This window comes from Haemophilus haemolyticus (genome assembly GCF_001008275.1).
GTDB lineage: Bacteria > Pseudomonadota > Gammaproteobacteria > Enterobacterales > Pasteurellaceae > Haemophilus > Haemophilus haemolyticus_P.
The window spans coordinates 1-21,248 of the sequence record NZ_LCTH01000063.1; the positions used below are offsets into that span (position 1 = coordinate 1).

Genomic DNA, 21,248 nt, shown 5'->3' on the forward strand with positions numbered 1-21,248 from the left:
TACTTAACAAGTTTTTAGCGTGAAATCCGTGTTTAGGTAAATCTGGCACATTAATGCTAAAAACTGATGAGTTTGCACAAGATGTACCAGCAATAAGCGAACAAAATACGGTTGAGATCATTTTTTTCATGATTTTTCCTCTTCTGATGTACATGAGGTATTAGTATAGGAAATCTTATTGACTAAAATTGTGCAAAAACGCTCAAATGTTTTTTATTTCTGATATGGTTTACAGATTTTTGTGAAAATTAATCGCTTTCTTTTGTTTTATCATCCACTACTTTCCACGGTATAAACCGCTCGAAATTTGTCGAAAGCGAACCCAAGCGTGCTGTAATGTCCTCTGAAGCAATGAGGATGATATATGAACAGCTCGGTAATTTCATCATTATAAGTTAAAAATTGATTATCTAAAGTATTAGTTTTAAAGTTATCACTCATATATCTTCAACTCCGTATTATATTTTGAAGAATCTATGAATATCTTTATTTTTCAGTAATTTACAAAATATTAGACTATATATATTCAAAAAAAGAAAGTGTAAAAAGTAAATTAATAATCGTTTCTTATTTCAATGAATTTAGAGATGAGTTGTTAATGTGGCAATGAGAGGGAGATAAATAGACAACATTTGAAGGTTACCATGTTAATCATCTGGCTTTTTTAGTTTTAAACCTTGCATTTAAGCCTATTCATCGCTAGAATGCAGGCTCCTTGTCATCGCTGAGTTAGAGATCGGCGAATGATGTATTAACAACACTACCTTTTAGGAGTAAAAAATGTCTCTAAGTACTGAAAAAAAAGCAGCAATCGTTGCTGAATTTGGTCGTGATGCGAAAGATACTGGTTCTTCTGAAGTTCAAATCGCATTATTAACTGCACAAATCAACCACTTACAAGCTCACTTTGCTGAGCACAAAAAAGACCACCATGGTCGTCGTGGTTTATTACGTATGGTTTCTCGTCGTCGTAAACTTTTAGACTACTTAAAACGTACTGATCTTGCTTTATACCAAAGCACTATCGCTCGTTTAGGTTTACGTCGCTAATTTTTATTACGATAGTAAAAGATCAAGCCCTCGAATTTCGAGGGCTTTTTTTATAGTTTTATTTTATAGGCGCTCTTCAGACTATCATCAAAATAAATAAAATATTTGGTTGATATATTAACTTGCCATCTTCTAATGTTCACATAATAAACATACATCTAATTTTAGTTGTTTGTTATGAAATTGCTGTAATGTACTACGATGACCTACACTGAGAATGCTCATTTCGGGCAGACGCTCTTTAATTGTTTGGTAGAGTAAATACTCGGTTGTTTCATCCAATGCTGAAGTCGTTTCATCGAGAAATACGACATCTGGTTTTGTGAGTAAAATACGAATAAACGCCACTCTTTGAAGTTCACCAGGTGATAAAATCGCTTGCCAGTCATTTTTTACATTAAGTGCGTGTATATATTTTCCTAGCGCACAATCTTTCATGGTTTGTTCTAATTCTGCGTGACTTGGATTGATATTTGGATAACAAATTGCTTCTCGTAAAGTACCCTGCGGCATATAAGGTCGTTGTGGCAGGAATAAACTTCCCATACATGGATGCTCTGCAATACCTATGGTTTCAAAAGGATAGATCCCTGCAATTGCTTTTAGTAGCGATGTTTTTCCTGTTCCAGATGCACCTTGAATCAATAAGGCATCTCCATTTTCTAAATTAATATTTAAATTATTGAGTAGTACATGACCTTGTTCATCTTTAATACCAAAGTTTTTTAAGGCGACACGATGAGAACAATGGAAAGGATGATGAACATTTTGTTTATCTAATTCATCCATTTTTGTTATAAAACCATAAAGACGATTTAAGCGTGCTTGATAGAGTGTGAATTGTTCATATAACAAGCGGAAAAATGAAAGTGTGGTCATTAATCGATTAAATGCTTGGACTGTTTGATGCATGTCACCTAGCTTTATTTGACCAGAAAAGAAACGTGGCGCTTGTAACATTAAAGGCAATAATTTGGCAACGCGAGTTACCCCAGAGTTGAAACTATTTAAGCCCAACATTTTTAATACAATGGACCAACGGTTATGGATAATTTGACGGAATTGATGTTGTAAGAAAGTTTGTTCTTTTGGCTCGCCATTATAAAAAGCAATGCTTTCTGCATTGTCTCGTACACGGATTAAGGAATAACGATAATCGCCATTGAGTTTCTCTTTTGTAAAATTTAACTTAATTAGTGGGCGACCAATCCAAACAGACATAAGTGTTGCGAAAATAATAAAGGCATAAATGAAGAAAACGACGCCTTTTTCGATATTAAATCCAAATAAAATTAATACTCCAGAAAGTGACCATAAAATAATCGTAAATTCAATGGTCGTGAGCACCGAGTTAATCACGCCTCGCACAATTTGTACCGTACTGGTAATAAATTCTCTCGCATCTTGTTCAATACGTTGATCGATATTATCTGGTAAATCTCGTTCGTATTTTAGGCGATAGTATTTTTAAAAGGGCTATAAAAAACACCGCACTTTGGATGGCAAAGTGCGGTGTTTTTTTAGAAGATTTTATTAATATTTATAGATTTCATTGTACAAGCCACTCTCAAATTGTACTAATGGTGCTCGTTTTGTTTTGCTTTCTAAATCGCCTGTTGAGTAGCCATTAATAAATTGTACAAAGGCTACTTTTTCCCCTCGAGCATTTGTCATAAAGCCGGCTAGGTTATAAACCCCTTTCAAAGAACCGGTTTTAGCAATCACATTTTTTACTAATGGCGGGCTAATTAATCCACCTCGCCCACTGATCGTGCCATCTACACCTGCGATGGGGAAAGTTTCCATTAAATGTAATTTATCTTCGTTTTTGGCGATGTATTCTAAAACGGATAGCATCGTTTTAGGTGCCACAAGATTATGACGAGACAGACCTGAACCATCGGCTAAAATACTGTTACCAAAACGAATTCCTTGTTTTTGCAATATAGATTTAATCGCTAACGTGCCTAATTGAAAGGATGCTGGGCGTTTATAGTAATTGAATGCGACTGCTCGGAATAATGAATCGGCAATTTGGTTATCCGATTTTTTCATCATTTTTTTCAATAAATCTGGTAATGGTTTTGATAAATGTGTAGCTAATAGTTGACCTTGTTGTGGTTTTGGGGGCAACATGACTTTACCATTGAACTCAATACCTAATTGTCTTAATTGACGTTGAATAATCGCGGCAGCATAAGCATCCGTATCTTGCACGGCAAAGCTTAAGCCAAAAGGTTTAGATTGACGGGCTAAACATCCTTTTACTTGATAGCGATTATTGTCGTGTACAACAACATCGAGCTGACAATAAGGCGCTTCATTGCTATCCGCTACATAGACTTGTCCAAACACTTGAATTGGAAATTGTGCAGGCACATTGATTTTTACTGTGTCACCAGGATTTTGATTGGCATCTAGTTCCGCATAAAAACAGTTGTTATCAATATTCGCAGCGGACGGGGGAGAGTTGAAACACATGGTCAGATCGTTCCAAATCCAACCTAATCCTCGGTCGTGACTCGAAAAAACAGAGGTATCTAATACTAAATCGCCATTAATTTTTTTGATGCCTTGTTTTTTTAATTCTGCAAGTAAGCTATAAAGCTGGCCACTTGTGAGATCAGGATCGCCAGTGAAACGCACGATTAAGTGACCATCTAAATTCCCATTTTGAATTTTCCCATTACTCAAGAGAGCTGTCTCAAATTGGAATTGATCACCTAATGCAAGTTTAGCGGCAACAGCTGTAAAAACTTTTTGTGTACTCGCAGGAAGCATAAAGGTTGAGCCATTATAATCTGCGATAATTTGGTTTTGATTGATATTTTTTGCGATGAAACCCACGCTAGAGCCTTCAGGCAATTGTTGTGTAAAGTCTGAAACATTAATGTTTGCGAAGCTTGGAAAGCTAAAGCTTATGGAAAGTAAAAAGGATCCAAGTGCGGTGGAAATTAAAGATAATTTTTTCATATTAGGTCTGTTATGGTTGCTATTTTTTTTTAGACGAACAATAATAAGCCCCGAATGAAATTGAGTAAATCATTTTCTCATTTCAAGTTTATTTTTAATAATACTGCGGCAAGATTTTAGGATTTTGCCGTGGTTTTTGTTTTATTTAGTAAAAGGAAAAACAATGCAACAAATTCCAATGACTGTGCGTGGCGCAGAACAATTACGTGAAGAATTGGATTTCTTAAAAAATGTACGTCGTCCAGAAATTATTAAAGCGATAGCAGAAGCACGCGAGCACGGTGATTTAAAAGAAAATGCAGAATATCATGCGGCTCGTGAGCAACAAGGTTTTTGTGAAGGCCGTATTCAAGAGATTGAAGGTAAACTTGGTAATGCTCAAATTATTGATGTAACAAAAATGCCAAATAATGGTAAAGTTATTTTTGGTGCAACCGTTGTGCTTGTAAATACAGATACAGATGAAGAAGTCACTTATCGTATTGTGGGCGATGATGAGGCTGACATTAAATCAGGTTTGATTTCGGTTAATTCTCCAATTGCACGCGGTTTAATTGGTAAAGAATTAGATGATACCGTTAATATTACAACGCCTGGCGGTGTCGTTGAGTTTGATATTATTGAAGTGAATTATATTTAAATAAAAAAGTGCGGTTAAAAATGACCGCACTTTTGTTGTTATTTGCGTGGAAGCTGAATTTTTGCTTCTTCGCTTGGGCGATAAAGCACCAAAATATGCCCGATAGTTTGTACTTGTGCTGCTTTAGTTTCACGCACAATCGCATCGATAATAAGTTGTTTTGTTTCGCGATCTGCACCAGCAACTTTTACTTTAATGAGTTCGTGATGATTAAGTGCATTTTCAATTTCAGCAAGTACGCCTTCGGTTAAGCCATTTCCACCAAGTATAACGACTGGGTTAAGATGGTGTGCAAGACCTTTTAAGAATTGTTTTTGTTTGGTTGATAAGGTTGTCATAAGGATTCCTAATTAAAAAGAGCGGTTGATTTTCTCAATGTTTTTCACTGATTTCAATCAACCTTGGCTTGAATTCGGCAGATTGTAACCAAATATAAGCAAAACTACTACCAAAAATAGAAGATTATGGGAAAGAAAAAACGTTCAGCGAGTTCTTCTCGCTGGCTAAATGAACATTTTAGTGATCAATTTGTGCAAAAAGCGCATAAGCAAAAGTTGCGTTCACGCGCTTATTTTAAGATTGATGAAATTCAACAAACAGATAAATTATTTAAACAAGGAATGACTGTGGTCGATCTCGGCGCTGCACCTGGCGGTTGGTCGCAATATGTGGTGGGACAAATTGGTGGCAAAGGTCGAGTGATTGCTTGTGATATTTTGGAAATGGATCCCATTGTAGGCGTTGATTTTCTGCAAGGCGATTTCCGTGATGAAAATGTATTGAATGCTTTATTAGCGCGCGTAGGTGAAGATAAAGTTGATGTGGTAATGTCTGATATGGCACCCAATTTTAGTGGAATGCCATCAGTGGATATTCCACGCGCAATGTATTTGGTCGAGCTTGCTTTAGATATGTGTAAACAGGTTTTGGCAACCAAAGGAAGCTTTGTTGTTAAAGTTTTCCAAGGTGAAGGCTTTGATGAATATTTAAGAGAAATTCGTTCTTTATTTAATGTGGTGAAAGTGCGTAAGCCTGAAGCATCACGCGGACGCTCTCGTGAAGTATATATTGTGGCGACAGGCTATAAAGGTTAATTGCTTTGATAGCTTTTCATCGCTAATGATGTGTAGTATCTTGTAAAAAATTTTTTAACTTAGGAAAGGTAGGTTAGACTTTGAACGATATGGTCAAAAATCTGGTGCTTTGGGTGGTAGTCGCGGTCATTATGATGACAGCATACCAGAGTTTTAATTCCTCTTCGGTAGATAATTCTACTGATTATACAACCTTTGTTTACGATGTAAGCAACGGACAAGTGACAGAAGCACGTTTTGATGCCAATGAAATTACGGTAACGAAAACGGATGGTTCTAAATATTCAACCGTAATGCCGCCACTTGAAGATAAAAAATTGCTTGATGACTTGTTAAGCAAAAAAGTGAAAGTGGAAGGTACGCCATTTGAAAAACGTGGTTTCTTATCCCAAATTTTAATTTCTTGGTTCCCAATGTTATTCCTTGTTGGTGTATGGGTATTCTTTATGCGCCAAATGCAAGGGGGTGGTGGCAAAGCGATGAGCTTTGGTAAAAGCCGTGCCAAAATGCTGAATCAAGATCAGATTAAGGTTACTTTTGCGGATGTTGCTGGTTGCGATGAAGCAAAAGAAGAAGTGGGCGAAATCGTTGATTTCTTGCGTGATCCGAATAAATTCCAAAACTTGGGCGGTAAAATTCCAAAAGGTATTTTGATGGTAGGACCTCCAGGTACTGGTAAAACCTTACTGGCTCGTGCTATCGCAGGGGAAGCAAAAGTTCCATTCTTCACTATTTCTGGTTCTGATTTCGTAGAAATGTTTGTGGGTGTTGGTGCATCTCGTGTACGTGATATGTTTGAACAGGCTAAGAAAAATGCACCTTGCTTAATCTTTATTGATGAAATCGATGCAGTGGGTCGTCAACGCGGTGCGGGTTTAGGTGGTGGACATGATGAGCGTGAACAAACCTTAAACCAAATGCTGGTTGAAATGGATGGATTTAGCGGTAATGATGGAGTAATTGTTATTGCGGCGACTAACCGTCCAGATGTACTTGATCCAGCTTTAACTCGTCCAGGCCGTTTTGACCGACAAGTTGTTGTTGGTTTGCCTGATGTGAAAGGTCGTGAGCAAATCTTAAAAGTGCATATGCGCAAAGTGCCTGTAGCACCAGATGTTGATGCAATGACATTAGCGCGTGGTACGCCGGGCTATTCTGGTGCAGATTTAGCAAACTTAGTGAATGAGGCTGCTTTGTTTGCTGCTCGAGTGAATAAACGTATGGTAACCATGCTTGAGTTTGAAAAAGCAAAAGATAAGATCAATATGGGGCCAGAGCGTCGTACCATGATTATGACGGATAAGCAAAAAGAGTCGACTGCTTATCATGAAGCAGGCCATGCGATTGTGGGGTATTTAGTACCTGAACATGATCCTGTACATAAGGTGACTATTATTCCTCGTGGCCGTGCGTTGGGTGTGACATTCTTCTTGCCTGAAGGTGATCAAATTAGTATTAGCCAAAAACAATTAGAAAGTAAGCTTTCTACCTTGTATGCGGGTCGTTTGGCAGAAGATTTAATTTATGGTGAAGAAAATATCTCAACGGGTGCATCAAATGATATTAAAGTAGCGACTAATATCGCGCGTAATATGGTGACCCAATGGGGATTCTCTGACAAATTAGGTCCGATTCTTTATACGGAAGATGAGGGCGAGGTTTTCTTAGGTCGTTCAATGGCGAAAGCAAAACATATGTCAGATGAAACGGCTCATGCAATTGATGAGGAAGTTCGTGCAATTGTAAATCGTAACTATGCGAGAGCAAGACAGATTTTGACTGATAATATGGATATTCTTCATGCGATGAAAGATGCATTAGTCAAATATGAAACCATTGAAGAAGAACAAATCAAACAATTGATGAATCGTGAACCAGTGACTCCGCCATCTGGATGGGAAGAGCACACAGGGCAAGCTGCTTATGCAAATAGCAATAATGCTCAAAGTGCGGGTGAAAATTCGATAGATTCTAATTCCTAATCAATTATCTAATCAACTCTCTAATCAACAAGGCCTTTCTTCGGAAAGGCTTTATTTTTGCCTAGTGATTTTTTTCTTGTACGTATTCCGCTATAATCGCTCGATTAAGATCAATTTAAAAATCCACCGCACTTTATGAAACTTTACGCAAATAATAAATGTCTTGATTTAAGCGTTCCTAAGATTATGGGAATCCTTAATTTTACGCCTGATTCTTTTTCTGATAGCGGACAGTTTTTTAGTTTGGATAAAGCTCTTTTTCAAGTTGAAGAAATGTTGGAAGAGGGGGCAGCAATTATTGATATTGGTGGTGAATCTACTCGCCCTAATGCGGATGAAGTCTCTGAACAAGAAGAATTGTATCGTGTTGTGCCAGTAGTGGAGGCGGTGCGAAGCCGTTTTGATTGCTGGATTTCTGTTGACTCTTCAAAAGCAGTTGTGATACGTGAAGCAGCAAGTGTTGGAATGGATTTGATTAATGATATTCGTGCTTTGCAAAAGCCAAATGCGTTAGAAACGGCGGTAAAACTGGCTTTACCTGTTTGTATTATGCATATGCAAGGGCAACCTAGAACGATGCAGGTAAATCCTCATTATGAAAATGTCGTACAAGATGTATTAGCTTTTTTACAGAAACGTACTGATGAATGTCTTTCTGCTGGTGTTAAAAAAGAAAACTTAATTTGGGACATGGGATTTGGTTTTGGTAAGTCTGTACTGCATAATTATCAATTATTACAAAATCTGAATGAATTTTGTCAGATGGGCTATCCAGTATTAGCGGGATTATCTCGCAAATCAATGATTGGCGCTGTGCTTGATAAACCCGTTGATCAGCGAGTGATAGGTAGTGCGGCAGGTGCGCTTATAGCAGCGCAAAAAGGTGCAAAAATTTTACGCGTACATGATGTTGCTGCAACATCAGATATGCTCAAAGTTTGGCAGGCAACAGAAAATGCCTGATGATTTTATAACGATAAAAAATTAAAGGAATTGTATTATGGCAAATCGTAAATATTTTGGAACAGATGGTGTACGTGGAAAAGTGGGTACTTATCCAATCACACCAGATTTCGCATTAAAATTAGGGTGGGCTGCAGGAAAAGTATTGGCTTCTCAAGGTTCTAAAATGGTTTTAATCGGTAAAGATACCCGAATTTCTGGATACATGTTGGAATCAGCCCTTGAAGCAGGTTTAGCCGCTGCGGGGTTATCTGCTGCATTTACCGGCCCTATGCCTACACCTGCTATTGCTTATTTGACCAGAACTTTCCGTGCTGAAGCGGGTATTGTGATCTCAGCCTCTCATAATCCTTATTATGATAATGGTATTAAATTCTTTTCAGCAAAAGGGACTAAATTACCTGATGAAATTGAAGAAGCCATTGAAGCGATGTTAGAGCAACCTATGGATTGTGTGGAATCTGCCGAATTAGGTAAAGCAAGCCGTATTAATGATGCAGCAGGACGCTATATTGAGTTTTGTAAAGGCACATTTCCCGCTCATTTAGGATTGGAAGGTTATAAGATCATGGTAGATTGTGCAAATGGTGCAACCTATCATATTGCGCCTAACGTGTTGAGAGAGCTAGGTGCGGAGGTCATTGAAATTGGTACAGATCCAAATGGTTTGAACATTAATGAAAAATGTGGCGCAACTGATGTGACAGCATTACAAGCTAAAGTAGTTGAAATGAAAGCTGACGTTGGCTTAGCTTATGATGGCGATGGTGACCGCATTATGATGGTCGATCATTTAGGAAATAAAGTCGATGGTGACCAAATTCTCTTTATTATTGCGCGTGAAGCATTGCGCTCAGGTCAATTAAAAGGTGGTGTCGTTGGCACATTAATGAGTAATATGAGCTTAGAGATTGCGTTGAAAATGCTTGGCGTTCCTTTCTTACGAGCAAATGTGGGAGACCGTTACGTATTGGAAAAAATGGTTGAAAATGATTGGACGCTTGGTGGTGAGAATTCAGGCCATATTATCATTGCGGATAAGAATACAACGGGTGATGGCATTATTGCTTCATTAGCTGTACTGGCGGCGATGGCTCAGCATAAATTATCATTAAATGAATTAGCGAGTGCGGTTAAATTATTCCCACAAGTGTTAATCAATGTACGTTTTGCGGGTGGGGATAATCCACTTGAAAGTGACGCTGTAAAATCTGTTGCCGCAGAGGTTGAAAAACGTTTAGAAGGCAAAGGCCGCATTTTATTGCGTAAATCAGGTACAGAACCACTTATCCGTGTTATGGTGGAATGCCAAGACGCTGCACTTGCACAACAATGTGCAGAAGAAATTGCAGAAGCTGTGAAGAAAAATTAATTAATTTTTGACCGCACTTTACTAAGTGCGGTTTATTTTTATAAAGTTTTTAGGAAAGCAAAATGAACATTTTTATTATGCGTCATGGCGAGGCTGAAGTAATGGCTAATAGTGATAAAGCTCGTTGCTTAACTGCCTATGGTATTAAACAAGCTTTTTCTCAAGGGGAATGGTTAAAACAGCATTTAAGTACACTATTAATTAATTCACTAGACCGTATTTTAGTGAGCCCTTATGTCAGAGCTCAAGAAACCTTTCATCAAGTTAATCAAGCGTTTGATTTGGAGTTAGAAAATAAACTTGAAACTTGGGAGGGTATAACCCCTTATGGTCATGCACATTCAGTTATTGATTATTTAGAAGTGCTGAAACATGATGGGGTTAAATCTGTATTGATTATTTCTCATTTACCTTTAGTTGGAGAAATCGTTGCTGAACTGTATGGAAAACGAAATCCAATACCATTTTATCCTGCAACCATTGCTCAATTATTATGGGATGGTAATAAATCAGAAATATTGATGCATCAAGCATCTAGAGAAATTCATAAGATTGATTAAATCTAAAACATATATTCATATACATTTCTTTACAAAAAATAAAATTTTTCTATGGAACTTTTTTAAAATATATTTAATATCAATGTGTTAATGCTATTTTTTACACTTGTTTATTTATCAGAAATGTAAATTTTTGTATTAGCTATTTTCTTTTAATAAAATTTCCGTAAACTACGCCACATCAAAGCAATAGGGCTTTGCCGTAATCAAGATTTATTCTATGGAGAAAATTATGAAAAAATTAACACTAGCATTAGTTTTAGGTTCAGCTTTAGTGGTTACTGGTTGTTTCGATAAAGAAGAAGCTGCACAAAAAGTTGACGCAGCTAAACAAGCGGCAACATCAATGGTTTCTGAAGCAAAAGACGCAGCAACTAATGCTGTTGCTGATGTTAAAGATGCGGCTAAACAAGCTTCAACTGAAGTGAAAAACACTGCAGTAGAGAAAGCTGCTGAAGTTAAAGATGCAGCAATGGCACAAGTTGAACAAGTAAAAGATGCTGCAGCAGCTAAAGTTAGCGAAATGAAAGATGATGCAACCTCTAAAATTGATGCAATGAAAGATGCAGCATCATCAAAAATGGATGCAATGAAAGATGCGGCTACTTCTAAAATGACTGAAGTTAAAGAAGCCGTTTCTGAAAAAGCAACTCAAGTAGCTGATGCAGTAAAAGAAGCTGCAAAATAATGCTTTAATCAATTTAATAAATGATAAAATCCCTGTTAAAGAAATTTAATAGGGATTTTTTATTTAGGAAAACAAAATATGTTATGTGCTATTTATAAAAGTAAAAAGAAACTGGGAAGTTATCTGTATATTGCGAAAAGAGAGGATTTTTTTCAAGTGCCAGAAGTATTGCTGAGCCACTTTGGAAAACCAGAATTAGTGATGATGTTTAATTTACTTGGGAGCAAGCCTCTACATAATGTAGATTGTAATGAGGTATTGGAAAAAATTAAACAACAAGGATTTTATTTGCAAATACCAAAACAAGATGATGGTTTATTTAATAGCTTGAGTGAGATCAAATAAATTGTTTATTTTTGATACGAAAAAGAGAAAATTTGCGTTATCTCAAATTTTTAAAGGAAAAAGTCTTTTAAAATCCACCGCACTTTTTAAAGGAGAGAAAAATGAGTAGCTTTTTTGTTGCTGGGACAGATACAAATGTGGGAAAAACCACGGCAACCCGCGCGATTATTCAAGCCTTGCAAAAACAAGGTGTGCAAGTGGTTGGCTATAAACCCATTGCTTGTTGCTGTGAGGAAAGTATTTACCCAGCGATGCAAGAAGAAAATACATCAGATTATGATAATTTATCAAATTCAGATGTATTAACATTAATGGATTCAACCAAAGAAAATGTGTCCTACAAGGATATTAATAGTTATACCTTTAGCCATAGCGCACCGATGCTGACACAAGATAGGACGCGTATTAAGTTAGATAAAATTAATCATGATTTAACTCGATTAAATCAAAATTATCAGTCTGTGGTGGTTGAGGGCTCATTTGGTTTAATGACTCCAATGGCGGAAGGAAAAAGTTTTGCTGATTGGGTTGCTCAACGAAAAATGCCTGTGGTTCTTGTGGTTGGTATTAAAGATGGTTGTGTGAATCACGCGTTGTTAACTGTGCAAGCGATTCAACAGCTAGGCGTGCCGTTATTGGGCTGGATAGCTAACCGAGTTAATCCATTATTAAGCCACTATGCAGAAATTGTTGATTTGCTTGTTGAGCATATTGATGCTCCGCTTTTAGGGAAAATTCCTTATTTGCATAAACCAGAAGAGCAAGAATTGGGACATTATTTGACGGATATTGATCGATTAATGTATATGCAAACAGAGTTAGTCAAATAATAAAGTGCGGTTAAAGTTTTTTATATTTAAATAAGGGCGTAAATAACGCCCTTATTTCATGGAAGAAAAATACTTTATCTTTAAGTTATTCAGGTCTTACACCTAACATATGACAAATTGCATAAGTTAGTTCACTACGATTTAGCGTATAGAAATGGAAGTCATTCACTCCTTCGCGAGATAAAATTTTCACCATATCCATCGCAACACTTGCTGCTACAAGATTACGAGTGGTTTGATCATCGTCTAATCCTTCATAAGCGTTAACAAGCCATGCAGGAATTTTCACATTAGTGAAAGAAGCCATTTTTTGTAACTGCTTAAAGTTAGTTACAGGTAAAATGCCCGGTACGATTTCAGTATCAATACCAATTGATGCACAACGATCACGGAAACGTAGGTAGCTTTCAATATCAAAGAAAAATTGAGTGATAACATGATTTGCACCTGCATCAATTTTACGTTTTAAATTAATCAAGTCTGCTTGTGCTGATTTTGCTTCTGGATGAACTTCTGGGTAAGCTGCTACAGAAATATCAAAATCAGCGACAGAGCGGAGTAATTCCACAAGATCTGACGCATAAAATGGTTTTTTAGCATATCCTTTGGGTTCGTCACCGCGTAACGCAACGATGCGACGAATACCACTGCCCCAGTAATCTTTAGCAATTTGTTTTAATTCTTCAGGTGTGGCATCAATACCAGTTAAATGCGGAGCAGCCTCTAAGCCAGTTTCTTGTTTGATTGCTTTTACAATACCATGAGTGCGGTCACGCTCGCCAGAGTTTGCGCCGTAAGTAACAGAAACGAATTTAGGTTTTAACACTTTTAAACGATGAATAGAATCCCATAAAAGCGTTTCCATTTTTTCATTTTTTGGTGGGAAAAATTCAAAAGAAACATTAATTTTTTTATTGAAGTCAGCGATGTGCTGATTAAGTGTGTCAATTTCTTTAGCGTAGCTCATAAAAATTCCTATAGCTAGTATGGTAATATTTGAGTTAACAATAAAATAACTTTATGTATGAGTCAATTTTAATAAATTCATTAAAAACATTAATTTAGTTAATGTAAATAGGTTTCAGCAAAAATACTAAAATATTGCATAAAAAATTAGCATTCATGAAATAAATATGTATAATACAGCGACCCTATAAATGTTCGAATTCCCATCGTACATTATTTTATCGAGATCTCACTCGAAGGGGTGGCGATTAAGATCAATGGTTGTGTTCGCAAGAACACTGGGTATCAAACTAATTTTTGGTAATTAATTAATGAAAACTTTTGTAGCAAAACCAGAAACGGTTAAACGCGACTGGTACGTAGTAGATGCGACAGGTAAAACTTTAGGTCGTTTAGCGACTGAATTAGCACGTCGTCTTCGTGGTAAACACAAGGCTGAGTACACTCCACACGTAGATACTGGTGATTACATCATCGTTATCAACGCAGACAAAGTGGCAGTAACTGGTCGTAAAGAAACAGATAAACTTTACTATTGGCACACTGGCTATGTAGGTGGTATTAAACAAGCGACTTTTAAAGAAATGATCGCTCGCCGTCCTGAAGCAGTGATTGAAATTGCGGTTAAAGGTATGTTGCCAAAAGGTCCATTAGGCCGTGCAATGTTCCGTAAATTAAAAGTGTACGCGGGTGCTGAACACCAACACGCTGCACAACAACCACAAGTATTAGATATTTAATCACGAGGTTTAGAAAATGGCAGAGAATCAAAACTACGGCACAGGTCGCCGCAAAAGCTCTTCAGCTCGTGTATTTATCAAACCGGGCAGTGGTAAAATCACTATCAACCAACGTGAATTAGACGTTTACTTCGGCCGTGAAACTGCGCGCATGGTAGTACGTCAGCCATTAGAATTGGTTGAATTAACTGATAAATTAGACCTATACATCACAGTTAAAGGTGGTGGTATTTCTGGTCAAGCGGGTGCGATCCGTCACGGTATCACTCGTGCATTGATGGAATACGATGAAACATTACGCCCAGCACTTCGTGCAGCTGGTTTCGTTACTCGTGACGCACGTCGCGTTGAACGTAAAAAAGTGGGTTTACACAAAGCACGTCGTCGTCCACAATACTCAAAACGTTAATTTTTATTTTCGTTTCGAAAAAGAAAAGCAGAGAGAAATCTCTGCTTTTTTGTTATCTAACTTATTGATTATGAAACAATAAAAAAGAATTGTTTGGCAAATGACTTACGCTTTGTGGTAGAATACACACCCCTTATAAAATATAGAATATTTTTGGATCTTCGGAGGAATAAATGTCCAGCGCATCAAGTAAACGTTCAGTAATGGCCCTTTTTTCAAATAAAGATGATATTTACTGTCATCAGGTAAAAATTGTTTTAGCTGAAAAAGGTGTACTTTATGAGAACGAAGAAGTTGATTTGCAAGCATTACCAGAAGATTTAATGGAATTAAATCCGTATGCTACAGTGCCTACGTTAGTTGATCGTGATCTTGTTTTGTTTAGTTCGCGAATTATTATGGAATATCTTGACGAACGTTTTCCGCATCCACCATTAATGCAAGTGTATCCAGTTTCTCGAGCAAAAGATCGTCTTTTGATGTTACGAATTGAACAAGATTGGTATCCAACTCTCAAGAAAGCAGAAAATGGTACAGAAAGTGAAAAAGCTGAAGCGATTAAACAATTAAAAGAAGAACTTTTAGCAATTACACCAATTTTCCAGCAAACACTTTATTTCATGAATGAAGAGTTTGGTTTAGTGGACTGTTATGTTGCTCCATTGTTATGGAAATTAAAACATTTAGGCGTAGAATTTACAGGTCCAGGTAGTAAACCGATTAAGGGATATATGGATCGTGTATTTAGTCGAGATTCATTTTTGCAGTCTGTAGGTGAGGCTGCACCAAAAAATTTAATGGATGATAAATAATGGAATACAAAGCTTCTCCTAAGCGCCCTTATTTATTACGCGCCTATTATGATTGGCTAGTAGATAATAGTTTCACGCCTTATTTGGTTGTTGATGCGACTTACTTAGGTGTGAATGTTCCTGTCGAATATGTAAAAGATGGACAGATTGTATTGAACTTGTCTGCCAATGCTACGGGCAATTTACAACTGACAAATGATTTCATCCAGTTTAATGCGCGCTTTAAAGGTGTTTCTCGTGAGCTGTATATCCCAATGGGAGCAGCGCTTGCGATCTATGCTCGTGAAAATGGTGATGGCGTGATGTTTGAGCCAGAGGAGGTTTACGATGAACTTAATTCTGAGCCAGATACTGAACAACCAACTAGTTTTCATGAAGTAGTAGATATCCCTAAAAAGCGAGAAGAAAAAAAGAAAACAAAATCAGCTTCTCATTTAAGAATTGTTGATTAATGAGCTAAAAAGTAAAAAAGAGGCTATAGCCTCTTTTTTAATATTTATAGCATTCGTTTAATTTCTGAAATATCTGTGTAGCCACGATTTTTTAGTTCTGAATAAGCAACAGTTTTCGCTTTACCATCTTTATTTATGGCAATGTTAGCTAATTCTCTATCTGATTTTCTAGACATTTCTTCTTTTAATTCTCTAATTTCATTTGCACTTTCTTGAATAGAATTTGCCACGCTTGTGGCTACGCTACTAACGACATCCCAAAATCCCATATTTATTTCTCCATTGTTGAAATTGTTAATAATATTATGTTTTAAGATTTAACCCTAAAACAGGTTTATTATATATTGCACCTAAAATAGGTGCAATGGGGAATTTAAGATTATCAGTTCATTCGGCTGAACATACTTGGTTGAGGGAATTATTTACTCAACGACGTAATAATTTAGGATTATCACAGCGTGCATTAGGTAAAAAAATGGGCGTGCTTGCGTCATTTATTGGAAAAGTAGAAACAGGTGACCGCAGACTAGATATTTTTGAATTTATTCAATATTGTAAAGGACTAGAGCTTGATCCTGTGCAGATATTAGATGATATTGAGAAAAGATTTTATTCTGCTTTAGAGACTAAAAAACACACCTAAACTTGATTGCAGTTTAAAATTTAAATGAATAGGCGGAGTTATTCCACCTTTTTAATTTGAAGTTTTCTGAATAAAAGAAAGAATGTTTTCTTCAATTCCTTTTGAATCTAATCCCAAATCTTTTAATGCTTCTTGCTGTGTTGCTTGTGGAATAAAATAATCTGGCAAACCAAGCTGTAAAAGTGCGGTTGATTTTCCAGATGAATTTAGCACTTCCGCAACAGCAGATCCAGCTCCACCTTGAATTGCATTTTCTTCTAATGTGACTAAATAATCATGAGTTTGAGCAAGCACATTAATCATTTCAATATCAATCGGTTTCACAAAACGCATATCGACAACCGTTGCATTGAGTTTTTCTGATGCCTCTAATGCGGATGGTAACAGGGTACCAAAGTTTAAAATTGCAATTTTTTGACCTTCTCGAATTAAACGTGATTTACCGATAGGAAGTATTTCTAAAGGTGTTAGTTCAACACCAATGGCATTTCCGCGAGGATAACGTACAGCTGAAGGCTTTCCACATTGATAACCAGTATAGAGCATTTGACGGCATTCATTTTCATCACTTGGTGTCATGATAATCATATTGGGAATGCAACGAATGAAACTGAGATCAAATGCTCCTTGGTGTGTTGGACCATCAGCGCCTACGATACCCGCTCGATCAATCGCAAATAATACAGGCAGATTTTGAATGGCAACATCGTGAATAAGTTGGTCGTAAGCACGTTGTAGAAATGTCGAGTAAATCGCAACTACAGGTTTATATCCGCCAATAGCAAGTCCGGTGGCAAATGTGACGGCGTGTTGCTCTGCAATCGCTACATCAAAATATTGTTCTGGAAAACGTTGGGAAAACTCCACCATGCCAGAACCTTCACGCATTGCTGGTGTGATACCAATAATTTTGGAATCTTTTTCTGCCATTTCGCATAGCCAATCACCAAAAATTTTCGAATAAGTTGGTTTGCTATTATTTTTAGGCAATTCTCCACTGATTGGGTCAAATTTTGGTACGCCGTGGAATCCAATTGGATCTTTTTCTGCGGGCTCGTACCCTTTACCTTTTTTCGTTTTTATATGTAAGAATTGTGGGCCTTTCAGATTACGCATATTCGTAAGTGTTGCCACTAATTCATCAATATTATGCCCATCCACCGGGCCAATATAATTAAAACCGAGTTCTTCAAATAATGTACTTTCTGGTGAGAACATCACCCCTTTCATATGTTCTTCGGTTTTTTTCATAAAGTTTTTTACAGGTGGAACTTTATCGAGAATCTTTTTACTTCCATCTCGTAATGTGGAGTAGATAGAACCAGAGAAAATACGAGCGAGGTGATTATTTAATGCGCCAACATTTTCTGAAATAGACATTTCATTGTCATTTAAAATGACCAACATATCAGTGTGAATAGAACCTGCGTGATTCAGCGCTTCAAAAGCCATTCCTGCAGTAATTGCGCCATCACCGATTACGCATACCGTTTTTCTACCTGCATTTTCTCGTTCTGCGGCGACAGCAATACCTAATCCAGCACTAATAGAAGTAGATGAGTGGCCAACGCTTAATACATCAAATTCACTTTCTTCACGCCAAGGGAAAGGATGAATACCGTTTTTTTGGCGAATTGTGGACATTTGATCTCGACGACCCGTTAAAATTTTGTGTGGATAAGCTTGATGTCCAACATCCCAAATTAATTGATCAAACGGTGTCTTATATACATAATGTAGTGCAACGGTTAGCTCTACAGTGCCTAAACCTGACGCTAAATGCCCGCTAGTTTGACTAACAGATTCTAAAAGATAACCGCGTAATTCTTGGCAGAGTTGTGGTAGCTGATCTTTATTTAAAAGACGCAAATCTTCTGGTGAATTAATCAAAGATAATAAGGGGTAATTGTTCATATTGTTAGTCATTTTAAAAACGTTATAATTTTTGACCGCACTTTGTGAGCATTGATGCGGTCGGTATTAACTTTTTCTAGTAATAATGAATTCAGCTAATGCACGAAGTGCGGTCGTATCAAAAGGAATTTTTTCTAATTCAAACAAAGCACTTTGATATAGATCTTGCGCTTTTTGTTTTGCGCCGCTTAACCCAAGTAATTTTGGATATGTACTTTTATCTAAATCAAGATCGGCGCCGACTTGTTTACCAATTTCTGCGCTATCACCCTCAATATCTAAAATATCATCTTGAACTTGAAAGGCTAATCCAATGGCTTCCGCATATTGTGTTAAGGATTGTTCTAACGTTTTGTCGGTAAAATGCGGAGAACAAATGAAACCTAATTTTAATGCAGCAATCAGCAATGCGCCCGTTTTGTTACGATGGATTAATTCTAATTCGCTTAAACTAATTTGTTTATGCTCAGAAATAAGATCTAAACTTTGCCCTAAACACATTCCCTGTACGCCAGAGCCTTGAGCTAAAATTTGAACTAAAGCCAGTTTTTGTTCAGAAGAAATATTTGGCGTTTTAGTTAACATTTCAAAAGCAAAACTTTGAAGGGCATCGCCCGCAAGAATAGCCGTAGCTTCATCAAATTGGATATGACAAGTAGGGTGCCCACGACGTAGATTGTCATCATCCATTGCAGGTAAATCATCATGAATTAAGGAATATGCATGAATGGCTTCAATAGCGGCAGCGGCGTAATCTAAGGTTTGTTCCTCTGCCCCAAGCATTTGACCTGTTGCGTAAACTAAAAAAGGTCTAACTCGTTTACCACCAAGTAATAATGCGTACTTCATCGCATCAAGTAAAGGCGCATTATAACTTTCAATGCCCTCAAATTGGGCTTCTAAAAAGCGATTGATACGAGTTTGAACCAGTTTTAATTCTTCAGAAAAGTTACCCATTAAGCATTCCCTTCATAATCATCCAGTGGGGCATCTTCAGTTTTTTGCAATAAGATCTGAATACGTTGTTCTGCTTGTTGTAAACGTTCTTGTCCTAACTTAGCGAGTTGCACACCTTGTTCAAATTCTTTTAACGCTTCTTCTAACGGCAGGTCTCCATTTTCTAAATGTGTAACAATATTTTCTAACTGCGCTAACGTTGTTTCAAAATCTTGTGAAGATGCGGGTTTACGCGCCATGGAATCATCCTTTTTCACGGTAAAAATTGCTTGTCATTGTACTGTATTTTACTTGAGTTGTTAAAAATTTATTTCAAGCTAGGATCAGTGGACTTTTCACTATCTTTGCGTAAAATACTTGCCACTTTAAATACCCAAGCTATTCATATGAAATTTATCGTTAAACTTTTTCCTGAAATCATGATTAAGAGCGAAACTGTTCGTAAACGTTTCGCAAAAATTTTAACCTCTAATATCCGCAATATTTTACAGAAATATGATGAAGAAACCGCAGTTGTACGTCACTGGGATTACATTGAAGTGCGGTCAAAAAATGAAGAAAATCGTGAAGAATTAATCGCCTTGTTACAACGTATTCCTGGTATTCATCATTTTTTAGAAGTTGAAGAAAAACCGTTTACCGATTTACATCATATTTTTGAATTGACGCTTGCTGACGTCGCGCAAAAACTTGAAGGTAAAACCTTTTGCGTTCGAGTAAAACGTAAGGGGAAACATAAATTTAGTTCGATTGAAGCGGAACGTTATATCGGCGGTGGATTAAATCAACATATTGAAAGCGCAAAAGTGCGGTTGAAAAATCCAGATGTGACTGTTCGTATTGATATTGAAGATGACAAAATGATGTTAGTTAAAGCTCGTCACACTGGGATTGGCGGTTATCCGATTGGGACGCAAGAGGATGTGCTTTCTTTAATTTCGGGGGGATTTGATTCAGGTGTATCGAGTTACATGCTGATTCGTCGTGGTTCTCGAGTTCATTATTGTTTCTTTAATCTTGGCGGCGCCGCCCATGAAATTGGCGTTAAACAAATGGCTTACCATATTTGGCAACGCTATAGCTCTTCACATAAAGTACGCTTTATTGCGATTAACTTTGAGGGAGTTGTCGGTGAGATTTTAGAGAAAGTCGATAACGGCCAAATGGGCGTTGTATTAAAACGGATGATGGTGCGAGCAGCAAGTAAAGTCGCTCAACGTTTTAATATTGAAGCGATTGTGACAGGGGAGGCTTTAGGGCAAGTTTCTAGCCAAACTTTAACCAATTTACGCTTGATTGATGAAGCCGCTGATGCCTTAGTATTACGCCCGTTAATTACGCACGATAAAGAACAAATTATCGCGATGGCGAAAGAAATTGGCACTGACGATATTGCAAAATCTATGCCGGAATTTTGTGGCGTGATTTCAAAAAATCCAACGATCAAAGCGGTTCGTGAAAAGATTCTTGAAGAAGAAGGGCATTTTAATTTTGAGATTCTTGAAAGTGCGGTACAAAATGCGAAATATTTAGATATTCGCCAGATCGCAGAAGAAACAGAAAAAGAAGTGGTAGAAGTTGAGGCAATTTCTGTATTAGGTGAAAATGAAGTAATTTTGGATATTCGTAGCCCAGAAGAAACGGATGAAAATCCATTTGAATCAGATACACATGAAGTCATTCAAATGCCGTTCTACAAACTTTCCTCTCAATTCGGTGGCCTTGATCAAAGTAAAAATTACGTGTTGTATTGTGAACGTGGTGTAATGAGCAAATTACAAGCCTTATATTTGAAAGAAAATGGTTTTTCAAATGTGCGTGTATTTGCAAAAAACATTCATTAATTAGGATATAAAAT

The 21,248-nt window shown here is 37.1% G+C and carries 23 protein-coding genes and 2 pseudogenes; 16 read left to right on the plus strand and 9 right to left on the minus strand.

What is annotated here, in order from left to right:
* Positions 1–254: 254 nt before the first annotated feature.
* Positions 255–408: pseudogene (locus AAX15_RS09740) on the minus strand (type I restriction endonuclease); the annotation flags it as partial.
* A gap of 372 nt (positions 409–780) precedes the next feature.
* Here AAX15_RS09740 and rpsO point away from each other — a divergent pair.
* Complete coding sequence (gene rpsO, locus AAX15_RS08940; protein ID WP_005628925.1) at positions 781–1,050, plus strand: 30S ribosomal protein S15; 270 nt, start codon at positions 781–783, stop codon at positions 1,048–1,050.
* 132 nt (positions 1,051–1,182) lie between these two features.
* Here rpsO and AAX15_RS08945 read toward each other — a convergent pair.
* Positions 1,183–2,517 (minus strand): annotated as a pseudogene (locus AAX15_RS08945) (ABC transporter ATP-binding protein/permease); the annotation flags it as partial.
* A 66-nt stretch (positions 2,518–2,583) separates the two neighbouring features.
* Positions 2,584–4,023: a serine-type D-Ala-D-Ala carboxypeptidase gene (gene dacB, locus AAX15_RS08950; protein WP_046940124.1), complete on the minus strand. Its 1,440-nt coding sequence runs from the start codon at positions 4,021–4,023 to the stop codon at positions 2,584–2,586.
* A 163-nt stretch (positions 4,024–4,186) separates the two neighbouring features.
* Between dacB and greA the strand changes: the two genes are divergently transcribed.
* Entirely contained in the window at positions 4,187–4,663 is a 477-nt protein-coding gene (greA, locus tag AAX15_RS08955) for a transcription elongation factor GreA (protein ID WP_005637913.1), read from the plus strand.
* 38 nt (positions 4,664–4,701) lie between these two features.
* Here greA and yhbY read toward each other — a convergent pair whose 3' ends face one another.
* On the minus strand, positions 4,702–5,001 hold the full coding sequence (yhbY, locus tag AAX15_RS08960) for a ribosome assembly RNA-binding protein YhbY (protein ID WP_046940125.1): 300 nt from the start codon (positions 4,999–5,001) through the stop codon (positions 4,702–4,704).
* Between the two features lie 126 nt (positions 5,002–5,127).
* Here yhbY and rlmE point away from each other — a divergent pair, with 126 nt between their 5' ends.
* The 8 genes from rlmE to bioD all read left to right on the plus strand — a co-directional run bounded on the left by rlmE (position 5,128) and on the right by bioD (position 12,497).
* Positions 5,128–5,757: a 23S rRNA (uridine(2552)-2'-O)-methyltransferase RlmE gene (gene rlmE, locus AAX15_RS08965; protein ID WP_005637911.1), complete on the plus strand. Its 630-nt coding sequence runs from the start codon at positions 5,128–5,130 to the stop codon at positions 5,755–5,757.
* 89 nt (positions 5,758–5,846) lie between these two features.
* Positions 5,847–7,739 carry an ATP-dependent zinc metalloprotease FtsH gene (gene ftsH / locus AAX15_RS08970; RefSeq protein WP_046940126.1) on the plus strand — a complete coding sequence of 631 codons (1,893 nt, stop codon included), beginning with the start codon at positions 5,847–5,849 and terminating at the stop codon, positions 7,737–7,739.
* Positions 7,740–7,874: 135 nt separating this feature from the next.
* Positions 7,875–8,702: a dihydropteroate synthase gene (gene folP, locus AAX15_RS08975; protein WP_046940127.1), complete on the plus strand. Its 828-nt coding sequence runs from the start codon at positions 7,875–7,877 to the stop codon at positions 8,700–8,702.
* A 37-nt stretch (positions 8,703–8,739) separates the two neighbouring features.
* Positions 8,740–10,074 (plus strand): phosphoglucosamine mutase, encoded by a 1,335-nt coding sequence (gene glmM / locus AAX15_RS08980; RefSeq protein WP_046940128.1) that lies wholly within the window; start codon positions 8,740–8,742, stop codon positions 10,072–10,074.
* A 62-nt stretch (positions 10,075–10,136) separates the two neighbouring features.
* A complete protein-coding gene (gene sixA / locus AAX15_RS08985; protein ID WP_046940129.1) occupies positions 10,137–10,634 on the plus strand; it encodes a phosphohistidine phosphatase SixA in 498 nt (165 codons plus the stop codon).
* A gap of 220 nt (positions 10,635–10,854) precedes the next feature.
* A complete protein-coding gene (locus tag AAX15_RS08990) occupies positions 10,855–11,322 on the plus strand; it encodes a hypothetical protein (protein WP_046940130.1) in 468 nt (155 codons plus the stop codon).
* A gap of 78 nt (positions 11,323–11,400) precedes the next feature.
* Positions 11,401–11,667, plus strand: coding sequence for a YcgL domain-containing protein (locus tag AAX15_RS08995; protein WP_046940131.1), 267 nt, complete (start codon positions 11,401–11,403; stop codon positions 11,665–11,667).
* A 101-nt stretch (positions 11,668–11,768) separates the two neighbouring features.
* Positions 11,769–12,497: a dethiobiotin synthase gene (gene bioD, locus AAX15_RS09000; RefSeq protein WP_046940132.1), complete on the plus strand. Its 729-nt coding sequence runs from the start codon at positions 11,769–11,771 to the stop codon at positions 12,495–12,497.
* Positions 12,498–12,582: 85 nt separating this feature from the next.
* On the opposite strand, the gene metF is transcribed toward bioD, so the two are convergent.
* Entirely contained in the window at positions 12,583–13,464 is an 882-nt protein-coding gene (gene metF / locus AAX15_RS09005; protein WP_005637894.1) for a methylenetetrahydrofolate reductase, read from the minus strand.
* Positions 13,465–13,774: 310 nt separating this feature from the next.
* Here metF and rplM point away from each other — a divergent pair, with 310 nt between their 5' ends.
* From rplM to AAX15_RS09025, 4 genes are all read left to right on the plus strand, one after another.
* The gene (gene rplM / locus AAX15_RS09010) at positions 13,775–14,203 is read left to right on the plus strand and encodes a 50S ribosomal protein L13 (protein WP_005628896.1); all 429 of its coding nucleotides are present in this window, start codon (positions 13,775–13,777) and stop codon (positions 14,201–14,203) included.
* Between the two features lie 16 nt (positions 14,204–14,219).
* The gene (gene rpsI / locus AAX15_RS09015; protein WP_005631594.1) at positions 14,220–14,612 is read left to right on the plus strand and encodes a 30S ribosomal protein S9; all 393 of its coding nucleotides are present in this window, start codon (positions 14,220–14,222) and stop codon (positions 14,610–14,612) included.
* A 173-nt stretch (positions 14,613–14,785) separates the two neighbouring features.
* On the plus strand, positions 14,786–15,424 hold the full coding sequence (locus tag AAX15_RS09020) for a glutathione S-transferase N-terminal domain-containing protein (RefSeq protein ID WP_046940133.1): 639 nt from the start codon (positions 14,786–14,788) through the stop codon (positions 15,422–15,424).
* The gene (locus tag AAX15_RS09025) at positions 15,424–15,876 is read left to right on the plus strand and encodes a ClpXP protease specificity-enhancing factor (protein ID WP_046940134.1); all 453 of its coding nucleotides are present in this window, start codon (positions 15,424–15,426) and stop codon (positions 15,874–15,876) included. The genes AAX15_RS09020 and AAX15_RS09025 overlap by 1 nt, the downstream gene beginning before the upstream one ends.
* A 44-nt stretch (positions 15,877–15,920) precedes the next feature.
* Here AAX15_RS09025 and AAX15_RS09030 read toward each other — a convergent pair whose 3' ends face one another.
* The gene (locus tag AAX15_RS09030) at positions 15,921–16,145 is read right to left on the minus strand and encodes a hypothetical protein (RefSeq protein ID WP_046940135.1); all 225 of its coding nucleotides are present in this window, start codon (positions 16,143–16,145) and stop codon (positions 15,921–15,923) included.
* Between the two features lie 95 nt (positions 16,146–16,240).
* Between AAX15_RS09030 and AAX15_RS09035 the strand changes: the two genes are divergently transcribed.
* The gene (locus AAX15_RS09035) at positions 16,241–16,519 is read left to right on the plus strand and encodes a helix-turn-helix domain-containing protein (protein WP_046940136.1); all 279 of its coding nucleotides are present in this window, start codon (positions 16,241–16,243) and stop codon (positions 16,517–16,519) included.
* Positions 16,520–16,570: 51 nt separating this feature from the next.
* Here AAX15_RS09035 and dxs read toward each other — a convergent pair whose 3' ends face one another.
* From dxs to xseB, 3 genes are read right to left on the minus strand one after another with little or no spacing between them, the layout of a single operon-like run.
* Entirely contained in the window at positions 16,571–18,445 is a 1,875-nt protein-coding gene (gene dxs, locus AAX15_RS09040) for a 1-deoxy-D-xylulose-5-phosphate synthase (RefSeq protein WP_046940137.1), read from the minus strand.
* Between the two features lie 54 nt (positions 18,446–18,499).
* On the minus strand, positions 18,500–19,390 hold the full coding sequence (gene ispA, locus AAX15_RS09045) for a (2E,6E)-farnesyl diphosphate synthase (protein WP_046940138.1): 891 nt from the start codon (positions 19,388–19,390) through the stop codon (positions 18,500–18,502).
* Positions 19,390–19,629 carry an exodeoxyribonuclease VII small subunit gene (xseB, locus tag AAX15_RS09050; protein ID WP_046940139.1) on the minus strand — a complete coding sequence of 80 codons (240 nt, stop codon included), beginning with the start codon at positions 19,627–19,629 and terminating at the stop codon, positions 19,390–19,392. The genes ispA and xseB overlap by 1 nt, the downstream gene beginning before the upstream one ends.
* Positions 19,630–19,776: 147 nt before the next feature.
* On the opposite strand from xseB, the gene thiI reads away from it, so the two are divergent.
* Complete coding sequence (gene thiI, locus AAX15_RS09055; RefSeq protein WP_046940153.1) at positions 19,777–21,234, plus strand: tRNA uracil 4-sulfurtransferase ThiI; 1,458 nt, start codon at positions 19,777–19,779, stop codon at positions 21,232–21,234.
* The last annotated feature ends 14 nt before the right edge of the window (positions 21,235–21,248 follow it).

What these genes read in the sequence shown, in the direction of transcription:
- rpsO (WP_005628925.1), top strand. Translation starts at nt 781, where the DNA reads ATGTCTCTAAGTACTGAAAAAAAAGCAGCAATCGTTGCTGAATTTGGT.
- dacB (WP_046940124.1), bottom strand. Translation starts at nt 4,023, where the DNA reads ATGAAAAAATTATCTTTAATTTCCACCGCACTTGGATCCTTTTTACTT.
- greA (WP_005637913.1), top strand. Translation starts at nt 4,187, where the DNA reads ATGCAACAAATTCCAATGACTGTGCGTGGCGCAGAACAATTACGTGAA.
- yhbY (WP_046940125.1), bottom strand. Translation starts at nt 5,001, where the DNA reads ATGACAACCTTATCAACCAAACAAAAACAATTCTTAAAAGGTCTTGCA.
- rlmE (WP_005637911.1), top strand. Translation starts at nt 5,128, where the DNA reads ATGGGAAAGAAAAAACGTTCAGCGAGTTCTTCTCGCTGGCTAAATGAA.
- ftsH (WP_046940126.1), top strand. Translation starts at nt 5,847, where the DNA reads ATGGTCAAAAATCTGGTGCTTTGGGTGGTAGTCGCGGTCATTATGATG.
- folP (WP_046940127.1), top strand. Translation starts at nt 7,875, where the DNA reads ATGAAACTTTACGCAAATAATAAATGTCTTGATTTAAGCGTTCCTAAG.
- glmM (WP_046940128.1), top strand. Translation starts at nt 8,740, where the DNA reads ATGGCAAATCGTAAATATTTTGGAACAGATGGTGTACGTGGAAAAGTG.
- sixA (WP_046940129.1), top strand. Translation starts at nt 10,137, where the DNA reads ATGAACATTTTTATTATGCGTCATGGCGAGGCTGAAGTAATGGCTAAT.
- AAX15_RS08990 (WP_046940130.1), top strand. Translation starts at nt 10,855, where the DNA reads ATGGAGAAAATTATGAAAAAATTAACACTAGCATTAGTTTTAGGTTCA.
- AAX15_RS08995 (WP_046940131.1), top strand. Translation starts at nt 11,401, where the DNA reads ATGTTATGTGCTATTTATAAAAGTAAAAAGAAACTGGGAAGTTATCTG.
- bioD (WP_046940132.1), top strand. Translation starts at nt 11,769, where the DNA reads ATGAGTAGCTTTTTTGTTGCTGGGACAGATACAAATGTGGGAAAAACC.
- metF (WP_005637894.1), bottom strand. Translation starts at nt 13,464, where the DNA reads ATGAGCTACGCTAAAGAAATTGACACACTTAATCAGCACATCGCTGAC.
- rplM (WP_005628896.1), top strand. Translation starts at nt 13,775, where the DNA reads ATGAAAACTTTTGTAGCAAAACCAGAAACGGTTAAACGCGACTGGTAC.
- rpsI (WP_005631594.1), top strand. Translation starts at nt 14,220, where the DNA reads ATGGCAGAGAATCAAAACTACGGCACAGGTCGCCGCAAAAGCTCTTCA.
- AAX15_RS09020 (WP_046940133.1), top strand. Translation starts at nt 14,786, where the DNA reads ATGTCCAGCGCATCAAGTAAACGTTCAGTAATGGCCCTTTTTTCAAAT.
- AAX15_RS09025 (WP_046940134.1), top strand. Translation starts at nt 15,424, where the DNA reads ATGGAATACAAAGCTTCTCCTAAGCGCCCTTATTTATTACGCGCCTAT.
- AAX15_RS09030 (WP_046940135.1), bottom strand. Translation starts at nt 16,145, where the DNA reads ATGGGATTTTGGGATGTCGTTAGTAGCGTAGCCACAAGCGTGGCAAAT.
- AAX15_RS09035 (WP_046940136.1), top strand. Translation starts at nt 16,241, where the DNA reads ATGGGGAATTTAAGATTATCAGTTCATTCGGCTGAACATACTTGGTTG.
- dxs (WP_046940137.1), bottom strand. Translation starts at nt 18,445, where the DNA reads ATGACTAACAATATGAACAATTACCCCTTATTATCTTTGATTAATTCA.
- ispA (WP_046940138.1), bottom strand. Translation starts at nt 19,390, where the DNA reads ATGGGTAACTTTTCTGAAGAATTAAAACTGGTTCAAACTCGTATCAAT.
- xseB (WP_046940139.1), bottom strand. Translation starts at nt 19,629, where the DNA reads ATGGCGCGTAAACCCGCATCTTCACAAGATTTTGAAACAACGTTAGCG.
- thiI (WP_046940153.1), top strand. Translation starts at nt 19,777, where the DNA reads ATGAAATTTATCGTTAAACTTTTTCCTGAAATCATGATTAAGAGCGAA.